Source organism: Streptosporangium sp. H13245 (assembly GCF_055690525.1).
Map to the genome: position 1 here is coordinate 1 of NZ_JBSZKT010000051.1, position 12,616 is coordinate 12,616.

Here is a 12,616-nt window from a genome sequence, read left to right on the forward strand (position 1 = left end):
CCGGGGCGACGCTGGAGCCCTTGGAACGGGCACCGGACGAAGGGAAGGGCGGCTGGCATGAAGGAGGCGCGGAAACGGCGGGGAATCGTCGCGGTCGGCGACGAGGCGGTCGTCCAGGCCGAAACGCGGAAGGCGGTCCAGGCGCGGCAGGACCTGGCCGAGGCCGGGCTGCGGGCCCGGCGGGAACGGGCGGCGACGCGCAAGGCCGCGCGGAGGACGATCGGGGAGACCCTCCAGCGGCTGGTCGCCCAGGACGAGGCCGGGCGGGAGGCGATGCGAAGCCTCCTCGCCGCCCGGGAGCCGGACGGCTCCGCCTTCTCGCCGGAGGGGAGACACGCGTCCCGGCCGTCGTCCGACGCCCCGTCCGCCTCGGAGATCGTGCCGGGCGGGGAGACGCTGATCTTCACCGGGCAGTCGTACGAATACTGGAAGACCGGAAGCACGTGGGGCTCCCTCGTGTACGGCCACGACCCGGCCGACGAGTACGCGCTCAGGGTGCAGTCCATCGACGGGGAGCCCGACTACGCCTACGGGGCGTACGGGTTCAGCCTCACCCTCCAGACACCGGTCACCACCACCGTCGAGGTGCGGCCCTTCCTGAGGTACGAGTACCAGACCCGGCTGGAGGGGCCGACGAGCTTCTGGGGCGACGGGGAGGCGTGGTTCCGCTGGGGGCTGGAGATGGGGGTCTGGCAGGACGGGAACCCGGTCACCGACTTCTCCACCACGCAGATCTCCAACGGGAGCATCAGCGGCGGGGCGCCCATCGAGAGCTGGGACGGAGGCTACGCGCCCGCCGACCTCAAGGTGGGCTTCCTCATGGAGGCCAACCGCCCCTACGTGGTCACGATCGGCGCCTGGGCGAACTGCGACTCCTGGTGCAGCCCGGGAGCCTGCGGCAAGGTGAGCGTCGACATATGGCTGAAGCTCCCCCTCGTCTTCGTCGACCCGGTGTGAGCCACCTCGGCCGACCGTCTCCCTCTGTGACCGGCGTACGGGCCCCCGGGACCTTGCGGTCCCGGGGGTGCGCCGGGGTGTCTGTCAGAGGGCCGTGGAGCCGTACTCCTGGAGGAAGAGGGCCTCGGTGATGGCGGTGCGGCGGAGTTCTTCGAGGTTGACGCGCTCGTTGGGGGCGTGGATCGCCGCGTCGTCGTCCTCGGCGCCGAAGAGCAGGATCGTGGCGGCCGGGAACTGCCTGACGAAGGTGGAGACGAGCGGGATCGAGCCACCGGCGCCGACGTCGCGCGGGGGGCGGCCGAAGGCGCGTTCCATCGCCCGGTTCAGCGCGGAGCGGGCCGCGCCGCCGGTGTCGGCGAGGTAGCCGGAGCCCATGGTGTAGTCGCCGACCTCCACCTGGACGCCCCAGGGGGCCACCTGCCGCAGGAAGTCGACGACGGCCTCGACGGTCGTCTTCGGGTCTCCGGCCGGGGGCACCCGCACGGTCACCCTGGCCCTGGCGACGGCCTGGACCGCGTTGATCGCACCGGAGACCGTCGGCACGTCCAGGCCGGTGACCGTGATCGCGTACGAGGCCCACAGGCGGTCGGCCAGCGAGCCCGAGCCGACCGTGGAGACGCCGTCGAGCACGCCCGCGGTGGCGCGGAACTCCTCCTCCGACGGGCCGGAGCCGAGGAAGCTGCCGCGCGGCAGGCCGGGGACGCGGATGTCGCCGTGGTCGTCGTGCAGGGCGGCGAGCATCCGGATCAGCGCCGCGAGGGCGTCGGGGGCGGCGCCGCCGAACGAGCCGCTGTGCAGCGAGTCCTTGAGGGTGCGTACCTCGACGGTGAAGGCGCCCGTGCCGCGCAGCGAGGTCGTCACCGACGGGTCGCCCACCCGGGGGTTGCCGGTGTCGGCGACCACGATCGCGTCGGCGCGGAACAGCTCGGGGTTCTGCTCGACGAAGGCCTCCAGGCGCTCGCCCGCGTACTCCTCCTGGCCCTCGATGATGACCTTGACGCCGACCGGGAAGCGCCCCTGGAAGGCGCGGAGGGCCGCGACGTGGGAGATGACGCCCGACTTGTCGTCGGCCGCGCCACGGCCGTGGATCGCGCCGTCGATCTCCGTCGGCTCGAAGGGCGGGGTGCGCCAGAGCGCGAGGTCGCCGGTGGGCTGCACGTCGTAGTGCGCGTACAGGAGCACGGTCGGCGCGCCGGGCGGGGCGGGGGCCTCGGCGTAGACGGCGGGGAAGCTGCCCTCGATGGGGATCTGCCGGACGTGCGGCAGGCCGGTGCTCCGCAGCAGCTCCTCGGTCAGCGCGGCGGCCGCGTGCATGGGCTCGTCGGGGTGGCCGGGGAAGGCCACCGAGGGGATGGAGACGAGCCGTTTGAGGTCCGCCACCGCCTGGGGCAGGCCGGTGGTGACGGCGTTCTCGATCTCGTCAGGAGTCACGACTTTCCCCCGCATCTCAATATCTGGTGCGTCCTATTGGATCACAACCGCCGGTACGGCCGCTCTCGCGCACGATTCCAGCACACCAGGGTTCCGCCAAGTGGAACCGGGGTTTGGGCAATGATCGGATGCCCTTCTCGCCTGATCGCGGATTTCGTCGTTGTTACATAGTGGTTTTGCGGATTCCGAGGTTCTCGCACTTTAATGCCACGTTTTCACTTGGCAAGAGACGTTCTGGCGTGCAGACTGTTGGAAGCTCAGCTCAACGAGGGAAGATCGTGATGACGCACCCTGAAAACACCGACGTGACCTCGCTCATGAAGGCCGCGCAGGACAACCTGTGGATGCACTTCACCCGGCACAGCTCGTACGAGGGCGCCGAGGTGCCGATGATCGTGCGGGGTGAGGGCTCCTACATCTACGACGTGCACGGCAAGCGCTACCTCGACGGTCTCGCCGGGCTCTTCGTGGTCCAGGCGGGGCACGGCCGCAGCGAGCTGGCCGAGGCCGCCGCCAAGCAGGCCCAGGAGCTGGCGTTCTTCCCGCTGTGGTCGTACGCGCACCCCAAGGCCGTCGAGCTGGCCCAGCGTCTCGCCGCGGAGACCCCCGGCGACCTCAACCGCGTCTTCTTCACCACCGGCGGCGGCGAGGCTGTCGAGAGCGCGTGGAAACTCGCCAAGCAGTACTTCAAGATCACTGGCAGGCCGCTCAAGCACAAGGTCATCAGCCGCCAGATCGCCTACCACGGCACCCCGCAGGGCGCCCTGTCGATCACCGGCATCCCGGCCTTCAAGCAGATGTTCGAGCCGCTGGTCCCGGGCTCCGTCAGGGTGCCCAACACCAACCACTACCGCGCCGACGAGATCACCGGCGTGCCCGGCATGACGCCCGAGCAGTACGGCTACTGGGCCGCCGAGCGCGTCGCCCGCGCCATCGAGATGGAGGGCCCCGACACCGTGGCCGCCGTCTTCGTCGAACCGGTGCAGAACGCGGGCGGCTGCTTCCCGCCGCCCCCCGGATACTTCCAGCGCCTGCGCGAGATCTGCGACGAGTACGACGTCCTGCTCGTCTCGGACGAGGTCATCTGCGCCTTCGGCCGCCTCGGCACCATGTTCGGCGGGCAGAAGTTCGACTACGTCCCCGACATCATCACCTGCGCCAAGGGCATGACCAGCGGTTACTCGCCGATCGGCGCCATGATCGCCTCCGATCGCCTCTTCGAGCCGTTCAAGAACGGCACCGAGATGTTCGCCCACGGCTACACCTTCGGCGGACACCCGGTCTCCTCGGCCGTCGCGCTGGCCAACCTCGACCTGTTCGAGCGGGAGGACCTGCTCGGCCACGTCACCCGCAACGAGCCGGTCTTCCGCTCCACCCTGGAGCGTCTCCGCGACCTGCCGATCGTCGGCGACGTGCGCGGCTCCGGCTACTTCTGGGGCATCGAGCTCGTCAAGGACAAGGTCACCAAGGAGACCTTCACCACCGACGAGTCCGAGCGCCTCATCAGGAGCTTCCTCTCCGGCGCCCTCTACGAGGCGGGCCTGTACTGCCGCGCCGACGACCGGGGCGACCCGGTCATCCAGCTCGCCCCGCCGCTCATCTGCGGCCCCAAGGAGTTCGACGAGATCGAGTCCATCCTCCGCTCGGTGCTGACGGAGGCATGGAGCCGCCTCTGAGCGCGCACGGCCGCGCCCCCTCCGGACCGCCACGCGCGGCCCGGAGGACGCGCCGTACCACCTCCTCCGTTCTCTCGGCGGCCCTCCCGCCGGTCGACCACCGCGTGGGCCGCCTGCCCGGAGACGAGCCCGGCGCCATGTCCGCCGGAGTGACCGCACCGCACCCGCGGACACCCCGCCGTGCCACTCCGTCGAAACAACGAAAGGAAATCCCATGAAGATCGGCGTGCCTGCCGAGGTCAAGAACCACGAGTACCGCGTCGCCGCGACCCCGGCGGGCGTGCACGAGCTTGTCCGTCACGGCCACGACGTCTACATCCAGCGCGACGCGGGCCTCGGCTCGCACCTCACCGACGAGGAGTACCTCTTCGCCGGGGCCAAGATCCTCGACAGCGCCGACGAGGTGTGGGACCAGGCCGAGATGATCCTCAAGGTGAAGGAGCCCATCGCGGAGGAGTACCACCGCATGCGCCCCGGCCAGGTGCTCTTCACCTACCTGCACCTCGCGGCGGGCCGCGAGTGCACCGACGCCCTCCTCGACCGCCAGGTCACCGGCATCGCGTACGAGACCGTCCAGGTCGGCAACACCCTGCCGCTGCTCGCCCCGATGTCCGAGGTCGCGGGCCGCCTCGCCCCGCAGGTCGGCGCCTACAACCTCATGCGCTTCAACGGCGGGCGCGGCGTGCTGCCCGGCGGCGTGCCCGGCGTGGCCCCCGCCAAGGTCGTCGTCATCGGCGCGGGCGTCTCCGGGCTCAACGCCGCGCAGATCGCGGTCGGCATGGGCGCGGACGTCACCGTCCTCGACCTCAACATCGACCGCCTGCGCTTCATCGACGCCATCTACCAGGGCCGCCTCAAGACCCTCGTCTCGACCTCGTACGCGATCGAGAAGGAGGTCCTGGAGGCCGACCTGGTCATCGGCGCCGTGCTCATCCCCGGCGCCAAGGCCCCGACCCTCGTCTCCAACGAGCTGGTCTCCCGCATGAAGCCGGGCTCCGTGCTCGTCGACATCGCCATCGACCAGGGCGGCTGCTTCGAGGACTCCCGCCCGACCACGCACGCCGAGCCGACCTACCGGGTCCACAACTCGATCTTCTACTGCGTGGCCAACATGCCGGGGTCCGTCGCCAACACCTCCACCTACGCGCTGACCAACGCCACGCTGCCCTACGCGGTCAAGCTGGCCGGTCTCGGCTGGAAGACCGCGCTCCAGCGGGACGCCTCCCTCGCGCTGGGCCTCAACACCCACGCGGGACGGCTCACCAACGAGCAGGTCGCCATCGCCCTCGACCTGCCGTACGTGCCGGTCTCCGAGGTCATCGCCGCCTGAGCCACCGGGGTTCCGTACGTCCCGCGCTTCGGCGGCGCCGGTCACGGCGACAGGCCGGAGCGCAGGGCGCGGGCGGTGACCAGGACGTGCTCGATCTCCACCGGGGTCGGCCAGGGAGCGCCACCGGGACGCAACAGCGTGGCCCGTACGGACGCCAGGTGCTCGATCGCGCCCGACGGCAGCCCGCTCCGCTCGGTCAGCCACGCCGTGACGTCGGTGTGGTCGCGCAGTGGCCGGGTGACGAGATCCCAGGTGCCGAGAATTTCGGTCAGGTCGGCGATCCTCAGGGGGGCTCCGCCCCGCCGGGCGACGGCGGCCGAGGCCAGCTCGGCGCGGGCGACGAGCTCGGGCTCGGTGGTCCGGCCCCACAGGGGAGAGGGCGGGTCGGACAGCCACCGCTCCGCCTCGCGGGAGAAACCCGCGGCGGACAGCAGCGCGGCCAGCTCGACCGCGGCCCGGTGGTGCCCGGCCTGTGCCGCCTGACGGAACCAGTGCTGCCCGCCCTGCAGATCGCTGTGCTCGGCGATAAGCAGCAGGCCGAAATTGAAGGCGGCCTCCGGGTCGCCGCTCGCCGCGGCCCGGCTGAACCAGTGGCCTGCCCCCTGCGCGTCGCTCATCTCCACGCACACGAACCCGGCCGTCCGCTGGTCGTCGATCCTGCCGGTGCAGGCCGCCCGCTCGAACCAGGCGCGCGCGGTGCGCAGGTCGCCGAGGGAGAGCGCGATCCCGCCGAGCTGGGACGCCGCGCCGGGGTGCTCGTTCCTGGCGGCCAGCCGGAAGAACGCCTCCGCCCCCTCGGGATCGCGGTTGGCCTGGAGGAACAGCCCGAGGTGGTAGGCCGCGTCGGCGTGGCCGCTCCGGGCGGCCAGCTCCCACCAGCGCAGCGTCTCGTCCTCCTCCCCGGAGGCGTAGGCGAGGAAGCCGAGGTCGTGGGCCGAGGCCAGGTCGCCGTCCATCGCGGCCCTGCGGTGCCACTCCCCGGCGGCCTTCACCTCGCCGCCGTCCTCGCAGAGCAGCGCGAGCCGCCTGGTCGCCACGCGGGAGCCCGCCCCGGCCGCCGTCTCGAACCACCGCCGGGCGGCCGGGACGTCGCCGTGCTGGTCGAGCAGGAGGGTCGCCAGGTTCACCGCGGCCTCGACGTCCCCGGCGTTCGCCGCCAGCTCGTACCACCTCACGGCCTCCGCGGGGGTGCCGTGCTTCTCGTGCCAGATGCCCAGGTTGTAGGCGCTGTCGAGGTTTCCGGCAGCTGCGGCGCGCTCCCACCAGTGCCGCGCCGCCGAGCGGTCGCCCCGCTGCGCGAAGTGACGGCCGAGCAGGTGGGCGGCCTGTACGTCACCGCCGTGCGCGGCGAGCAGCAGATCCGTCTCGCCGTCCGCGTCGGTCTCGTGCTCGGTGCTCCGGGGGGTGGGTATCAGCCCCGCGGTCGTCTCCGGGTCGTCAGGCCACCACCCCATGTCACCCTCCTCGCCGACGGCACGCGGCCGACGGATCACAGGGTGCCACGTAACCGCTCGGTGGCGGAGGGTAATCGCGGACTTACGTCCGCCGGTCCGCCCGGGTGCGTCCGATGCGCGGACGAAGGTGGTCAGACGGAGCTGTTCAGACGTAGAGGGGCAGGCGGAGAAGGTCAGACGAAGCCGGTCGAGCGAAGGGGGCTAGACGAAACGGATGAAACCCACGTACATGCCCATCGAGCAGACATAGCGCAGGGAGCCCGCGTCCCGCGCGCCCAGCCGTACGGTGGCGGGCAGTGCCACGTCCCGGCCGTCGATCGTGAGCGTACGGGTGCAGCCGGGGACGCCCTCCAGGTGGAAGACGAGGTCGGTGGGAACCCCCGCGCGGGCGGTCACCACGCCCGGCCGGTAGCCCCGGCCGGTGGCCCAGACCTCGACACGCTGGACACCGCCGTATCCTGCCGGGGCGGCCGTTGGCCCTCCCGCGTCGCCCATCACCCGCGCCGGGCCACCGGATCCGGGGAGCCACCCGCCGAGGCTCAGCCCCGAGGAGATCGTCCACAGGCCCGCCGCCAGCGCGACGACCCCCGCGAGCGCCGCCAGCCTGGTGGCCGCGGCCCGCCGCAGGACCAGCCCGAGAAGCGCGAACGCGGGCGCCGTCCCCGCCACGAACCCCGCCATCACCGCGCTCCCGCCCAGCGCGGACCCGCTGGAGACCGCCACCATCTCGGTGCTGAGCGTCACCCCGCACGGCAGCAGGATCGTCGCGGCCCCGAGTGCCAGCGCCCTGGGCGTGGGGGCGGCGATCCCGGACACGCCGCCCCACCGGGACGTACGCCCGCCCGGCGCGGTGCCCGGGTGGCATTCGCTCTCCGGCGCGGTGCCTGGGTGGCATCCGCTCTCCGGCTCGCGGCCGAACAGGCGGACTCCGAAGAACACGACCGCGATCCCGGCCGCGACGAGCAGCGCGGCCCTGACCTGCGGGCCCAGCCGTACGGCGGAACCGGCCAGTCCGAGCAGGGCCCCGGCCGCCACGTGGGAGCCGAGACGCCCGGCGAGGAACAGCGCGACGACCGCGGGCCCCGACGGTCCCGGCCCGCTCCCGTCGCCCCCGCCGGTGCGGGCCGGACGGCCGCGGGAGGTGAGGCCGGTGAGCAGGCCGCCCTGCACGGCCGCGCACGAGGCCGTGCCCGCGACCAGTCCCGCGGCGAGCCCCCCGGCGAACAGCGCGGCCGGTCCCGCGCTCAGCGGACATCCCCGGTAACCATCCCGATCCCCACGGACCCAACGTAATCTCACCAGAGGATTACCGATGGTGACATTTCCTTACCGAGCGCTCACGCTGTCCTTACCGGACGTCCAGGTCCCGGTGCCCGGGTTGTTCGCCTGTCTGCCGGTTCGACCGGTTCGGCCGCCGTCGCGGACCGCCGGGCGCGCGCTCAGGCGACGCCGCTCCGCAGCACCGACATGCGTTCGAAATACTCGTCGCCGCTCATCTCGCCGCGTGCGTACCGCTCGGCGAGGATCTGCTCCGCCGCCGCGGTCGGGCCGGGCGGCGGGACCGTGGGCGACGCGCGGCGGGCACTCCACGGCCCTCTGCCGTTACGCCTGGCCCGGAACGCGAGCGTCCCCAGCACGACCCAGAACGCGATCCAGAAAGCCGGGAACACCGGCCACCACGGCCCGGGCCCCCAGTGGGGGGCCATCGAGAGGACATCCATGTCCTCACCTCCTTAGACGCCTCCCACCCTCCTCCCGCGACGCCCACCGCGAATCGCCCCGCCGTCTGATCCCGCCCTACCGCCCGTGGCGTACGCCCCGCTTGTCACGGTGCGCCCTGTGCATCCGTGAACTCATCACCAGCCTTCCGCCGATCACCTCGGCTCGCAGTCCCGGAAGGGGCGGGGGCGCGTCGAAGAGTTCACGTAAAGTGTGTGGCAGACGCCAGGACGCGGTCCCGGGAGGGGGCTTCAGATCCGCGTGGCGCGCTTCCATGGCCCCGTATCCAGCCGAAGTGAGGGGCTCACGGAAAAGGTGGGGCGTCAGATCCAGCCGGGGCGGACGAGGCCGGATTCGTAGGCGATGACGACCAGCTGGGCGCGGTCGCGGGCGTGGAGTTTCATCATGGCCCGGCTGACGTGGGTCTTGGCGGTGGCGGGGCTCATGAAGAGCTCGCCCGCGATCTCGTCGTTGGTCATGCCGGTGCCGACCAGGGCGAGGACCTCGCGCTCGCGGTCGGTGAGCGGGCCGAGGTCGCGGGTGTGGTGCGGCTCCTTGGCGCGGCTCGCGTACTCGGCGATGAGGCGGCGGGTCACGCCGGGGGAGAGCAGGGCGTCGCCTCCGGCCACCACCCGGACGGCCTGGATGAGCTCGGCCGGTTCGGTGTCCTTGACCAGGAAGCCGCTGGCGCCGCCGCGGAGGGCCTCGAAGACGTACTCGTCCAGCTCGAAGGTCGTCAGGATGATGATCCTCGGCCCGGCGGGCATCTGGCGGGTGGCGGTCAGGCCGTCCATACCGGGCATGCGGATGTCCATCAGGACCACGTCCGGCTCGTGCTCGGCGGCCAGCCGCAGGGCCTGCGCCCCGTCGGAGGCCTCGGCCACCACGGTCATCCCCGGCTGCGCGTCCAGCAGGGCACGGAACCCGGCCCTGACGAGGGCCTGGTCGTCGGCGAGAACGATTTTGATCATTGGGACTCCTCCGGGATCGGCAGCCGGGCCTCGACGCGGAAGCCCCGGCCGTGGTGCGTGGCGGTCAGCGTCCCCCCGAGGGCCGAGGCCCGCTCCCGCATGCCGGGGACGCCGTTCCCGCTGCCCAGGCTCTCCCCGGGGGCGTCGCCGCCTTCGCCGCCCGAGTCGGTGACCTGGACGGTCAGCGCGCCGGGGTCGTAGCGGAGCACGATCGTGACCGACGCGCCGGGGGCGTGCCGGGTGACGTTGGTGAGGGCCTCCTGCACGATGCGATATCCGGCCCGGTCGACGCCGGGAGGCAGCGGCCCGGCCTCGCCGACGATCTCCTTGGTGACCGGCAGCCCGCTGCGCTCGACGAGCTCGTCGAGCCGGTCCAGCCCGGCGGTGGGGGAGCGGGGCGCGCCGTCGCGCAGGACGTTGAGCACCGACCGCATCTCGGTCAGCACGTCCTTGGACGCCTGTTTGATCGTGGTGAGCGCGGTCCGCGCCTGCTCGGGGTGATCGTCGATGAGGTGCAGCGCGGTGGACGCCTGCACGTGGATGAGGGAGATGTTGTGCGCGAGCACGTCGTGCAGCTCCTGCGCCATGGTGAGCCGCTCCTCGCTGGCCTGCCGCCGCAGCTCCTCCTCCTCCACCCGCGCGCGCTCGGCCTGCCGTTCCCTCCTGGCCCGCGAGAACTCCGCCACCACCAGGACCAGGCTCATCAGCGCGCCCACCGTGAGGTCGTGGAACCACCCGGTCGTACGGACGGGGGCGAACCAGGACGTGTAAACCACGAAGAACACGAAGACCAGGCCCCAGGTCGACCAGGCCGCCCGCCGGTGGCCGCTCACCACGGCGGTGTGGAACGCGATGACCGGGCTGAGGAAGACCGGGCCGTAGGGGTGACCGAGGCCGATGAAGATCATGGTCGAGCCCACCGCGACGGCCAGGGTGAGCACCGGACGGCGGCGGCGTACGATCAGGGCCAGGGGCCCGGCCAGCAGCAGCGCGACGCCCAGCGGGTCGAGCGGGACCCTGAGCATGTCCGGGTCGTGGGCCTGCCACCACTGCACGCCGCGGGTGCCCATGACCTGGGCGACCCCCGCGAACAGCGGGAGCAGCGACTCAGCCCAGCGGGGTTTGGCGTGCACGCTCAGCACTGTACGTGCGTCCCCCAGGAGGGCGCGTCCATCTCGTGACGCATGAGGTACTACATCCCCCGCGGTAGGGAAGGGGCTGACAAGGCTCTCGGGCTGAGTCAAGCTGTCTGCGGGAGGTCATCATGATCAATCGTCGAATCGCCACCCCCCTGGCGGGGATCCTGGTGGGAAGTTCCGTATTGCTCGTCCAACCCGCCGCCGCCTCTCCACAGGCGCCGCAGGTGTGGCCACGAGTGGAGAAGAAACCCGTCGCGGAGGGCTACGGCGGCGCGGTCTCGACCGTCGACCTCGACGCCAGCAAGGTCGCGCTGGGCGTGCTGCGCGAGGGCGGCAACGCCATGGACGCGGCGGTCGCCGCGGCGGCCACCCTCGGGGTGACGGAGCCCTACTCGGCCGGGCTGGCCGGGGGCGGGTTCATCGTCTACTACGACGCGCGCCGCGAGAAGGTCTACACGATCGACGGCAGGGAGACCGCGCCGAAGGCGATGGGACCCGCCTCGCTGGAGGGCATCCCGTTCGAGGAGGCCGTGACCAGCGGGCTGTCCGCGGGGGTGCCCGGCAGCGTGGCCCAGTGGGAGCTGGCGCTGCGCAGGTTCGGCACGCTCTCGCTGCGCCAGGCGCTGAGACCCGCGACCGAGGTCGCCTCCAACGGCTTCAAGGTCGACCAGACCTTCTACGACCAGACCGCAGCCAACGCCGCCCGTTTCAAGGACTTCACCTCCACCGCCAAGCTCTACCTGCCGGGCGGGGCCCCGCCGCCGGTCGGCTCCACCTTCCGCAACCCCGAGCTGGCCGACACCTACCGCAGGCTCGGCAGGCAGGGCGGCGAGTGGCTGTACGGCGGCGGCCTGGGCGCCGAGATCGTGGCCACGGTCAAGAAGCCGCCGGTCACCCCGGGCTCCACCCGCAACGTGCGGCCTGGGCTGATGGAACTGCCCGACCTGAAGGCCTACCGGGCCCTCGAACGGCCGCCCACGAAGGTGACGTACAAGGGCATGGACGTGTACGGCATGGCGCCGCCGTCCTCGGGAGGCTCGACGGTCGGGGAGGCGCTCAACATCCTTGAGGCCCTGCCGAAGGTCGGCGAGCACGAGTACCTGGAGGCGTCCAGGCTCTCCTTCGCCGACCGGGGCAAGTACGTCGGCGACATCCCGGGCGTCCCGCTCAAGGAGCTGCTGTCCGACGGGTTCGCCAAGGAGCGGGCCTGCCTGATCGGCGAGCGGGCGCTGACGAGCCCGGCCGCGCCGGGCAACCCCGACGGGACGTACGGGCCGTGCGCGCCCGCGCCCTCGGCGGAGGCCACCCCGTCGGCCCCCGAGGGGCCGGAGACCACGCACCTGGTGGTCACGGACCGGTGGGGCAACGTGGTCGCCTACAACATCACCATCGAGTCGACCGGCGGCAACGGCATCGTCGTCCCCGGCCGGGGCTTCCTGCTCAACAACGAGCTGACCGACTTCACCTTCGGCCCGGCCCCCGGTGACCCGAACCTGCCCGCGCCGGGCAAGCGGCCCCGTTCCTCGATGGCGCCGACGATCGTCCTGGACGACGGCAGGCCGCTGCTCGCGCTGGGTTCCCCCGGCGGTTCGACGATCATCACCACGGTGCTGCAGATCCTGGTCAACCGCTGGGACCTCGGCATGTCGCTCCCCGAGGCGCTCGCCGCGCCCAGGGCCACCCAGCGCAACACCGCCCAGACCCAGGCGGAGCAGGCCTTCATCGACCGCTACGGCGCCGAGCTCACCGCCCGGGGCCACAGCCTCGTGCTGAACCCCGAGATCGGCGCGGCCACGGCCGTCGAGTTCCTGCGGCACGGGAAACTCCAGGCGGTGGCGGAGCCGACCCGTCGCGGCGGAGGCAGCGCGCTGGTGGTGAACGAGCGCAGATAGGGGCCGCGTCCGTTCGCGCCGTCACCGTGCGTGACGGCGCGGACGGA

10 protein-coding genes are annotated in these 12,616 nt (G+C 72.2%); 4 read left to right on the forward strand and 6 right to left on the reverse strand.

Going from position 1 to position 12,616, the window contains the following annotated elements; genetic code table 11:
- Positions 1–57 precede the first annotated feature (57 nt).
- Positions 58–957 carry a hypothetical protein gene (locus ACW9TB_RS36855; protein ID WP_472752751.1) on the forward strand — a complete coding sequence of 300 codons (900 nt, stop codon included), beginning with the start codon at positions 58–60 and terminating at the stop codon, positions 955–957.
- An 84-nt stretch (positions 958–1,041) separates the two neighbouring features.
- On the opposite strand, the gene ACW9TB_RS36860 is transcribed toward ACW9TB_RS36855, so the two are convergent.
- Positions 1,042–2,388 (reverse strand): M20/M25/M40 family metallo-hydrolase, encoded by a 1,347-nt coding sequence (locus ACW9TB_RS36860; protein ID WP_472752752.1) that lies wholly within the window; start codon positions 2,386–2,388, stop codon positions 1,042–1,044.
- 281 nt (positions 2,389–2,669) lie between these two features.
- On the opposite strand from ACW9TB_RS36860, the gene ACW9TB_RS36865 reads away from it, so the two are divergent.
- Complete coding sequence (locus ACW9TB_RS36865; RefSeq protein ID WP_472752753.1) at positions 2,670–4,064, forward strand: aspartate aminotransferase family protein; 1,395 nt, start codon at positions 2,670–2,672, stop codon at positions 4,062–4,064.
- Positions 4,065–4,278: 214 nt separating this feature from the next.
- Positions 4,279–5,394, forward strand: a complete 1,116-nt coding sequence (ald, locus tag ACW9TB_RS36870) for an alanine dehydrogenase (RefSeq protein WP_472752754.1) — start codon at positions 4,279–4,281, stop codon at positions 5,392–5,394.
- Positions 5,395–5,435: 41 nt separating this feature from the next.
- Here the strand turns inward: ald and ACW9TB_RS36875 are convergent, their stop codons facing one another.
- From ACW9TB_RS36875 to ACW9TB_RS36895, 5 genes are all read right to left on the reverse strand, one after another.
- Positions 5,436–6,848: a tetratricopeptide repeat protein gene (locus ACW9TB_RS36875; RefSeq protein WP_472752755.1), complete on the reverse strand. Its 1,413-nt coding sequence runs from the start codon at positions 6,846–6,848 to the stop codon at positions 5,436–5,438.
- Between the two features lie 201 nt (positions 6,849–7,049).
- Complete coding sequence (locus tag ACW9TB_RS36880) at positions 7,050–8,147, reverse strand: sulfite exporter TauE/SafE family protein (RefSeq protein WP_472752756.1); 1,098 nt, start codon at positions 8,145–8,147, stop codon at positions 7,050–7,052.
- Positions 8,148–8,287: 140 nt separating this feature from the next.
- A complete protein-coding gene (locus tag ACW9TB_RS36885) occupies positions 8,288–8,569 on the reverse strand; it encodes an SHOCT domain-containing protein (protein WP_472752757.1) in 282 nt (93 codons plus the stop codon).
- A 321-nt stretch (positions 8,570–8,890) separates the two neighbouring features.
- Positions 8,891–9,538, reverse strand: a complete 648-nt coding sequence (locus tag ACW9TB_RS36890) for a response regulator (RefSeq protein ID WP_472752758.1) — start codon at positions 9,536–9,538, stop codon at positions 8,891–8,893.
- Positions 9,535–10,671 carry a sensor histidine kinase gene (locus ACW9TB_RS36895; protein WP_472752759.1) on the reverse strand — a complete coding sequence of 379 codons (1,137 nt, stop codon included), beginning with the start codon at positions 10,669–10,671 and terminating at the stop codon, positions 9,535–9,537. Before ACW9TB_RS36895 ends, ACW9TB_RS36890 begins: the two co-directional genes overlap by 4 nt.
- Before the next feature lie 131 nt (positions 10,672–10,802).
- Between ACW9TB_RS36895 and ACW9TB_RS36900 the strand changes: the two genes are divergently transcribed.
- The gene (locus ACW9TB_RS36900; RefSeq protein WP_472752760.1) at positions 10,803–12,569 is read left to right on the forward strand and encodes a gamma-glutamyltransferase family protein; all 1,767 of its coding nucleotides are present in this window, start codon (positions 10,803–10,805) and stop codon (positions 12,567–12,569) included.
- Positions 12,570–12,616 lie beyond the last annotated feature (47 nt).